This window comes from Sporosarcina sp. P17b, assembly GCF_002743115.1.
Lineage (GTDB): Bacteria > Bacillota > Bacilli > Bacillales_A > Planococcaceae > Sporosarcina > Sporosarcina ureae_C.
Window position 1 is genome coordinate 1 of record NZ_PDYP01000045.1, and the last position, 621, is coordinate 621.

At 52.0% G+C, this 621-nt stretch carries 6 tRNA genes; all 6 read right to left on the bottom strand.

Annotation, left to right across the window (positions count from 1 at the left end):
* Nucleotides 1–6: 6 nt before the first annotated feature.
* Nucleotides 7–82: transfer RNA gene (locus CSV76_RS17025), tRNA-Asp, on the bottom strand.
* 2 nt (nt 83–84) lie between these two features.
* Nucleotides 85–159, bottom strand: a tRNA-Met gene (locus CSV76_RS17030).
* A 96-nt stretch (nt 160–255) separates the two neighbouring features.
* Nucleotides 256–348: transfer RNA gene (locus CSV76_RS17035), tRNA-Ser, on the bottom strand.
* Nucleotides 349–363: 15 nt separating this feature from the next.
* A tRNA-Ile gene (locus CSV76_RS17040) sits at nt 364–440 on the bottom strand.
* A gap of 5 nt (nt 441–445) precedes the next feature.
* A tRNA-Met gene (locus tag CSV76_RS17045) sits at nt 446–519 on the bottom strand.
* Between the two features lie 24 nt (nt 520–543).
* Nucleotides 544–619 (bottom strand) — tRNA-Ala (locus CSV76_RS17050).
* Between the last annotated feature and the right edge of the window lie 2 nt (nt 620–621).

Below are 621 nucleotides of genomic sequence, written 5' to 3' on the forward strand. Positions count from 1 at the left end.
AAAAAATGGCGGTCCCGACCGGGATCGAACCGGCGATCTCCTGCGTGACAGGCAGGCATGTTAACCGCTACACCACGGGACCATTGGTTGCGGGGACAGGATTTGAACCTGTGACCTTTGGGTTATGAGCCCAACGAGCTACCACTGCTCCACCCCGCGATAATACAAATGTTACTGTGTTGCTTACTTGACGCCTTTATTATCTTAACATAACAACTTAATAAAGTAAAGCTAAAGTTGAAGTTGAAGAAAATATGGCGGAGGAAGAGGGATTCGAACCCCCGCGGGCTTTAACACCCCTGTCGGTTTTCAAGACCGATCCCTTCAGCCGGGCTTGGGTATTCCTCCGTGTATTCAATAAACTGGTGGACCTTGCAGGACTCGAACCTGCGACCGGACGGTTATGAGCCGTCTGCTCTAACCAACTGAGCTAAAGGTCCTTAGATAGCGGCGGAGGGATTTGAACCCCCGACCCTACGGGTATGAACCGTATGCTCTAGCCAACTGAGCTACGCCGCTGCAATTAGTCAGTCTAAAATTTATTGGTGGAGCCTAACGGGATCGAACCGTTGACCTCCTGCGTGCAAGGCAGGCGCTCTCCCAGCTGAGCTAAGGCCCCAA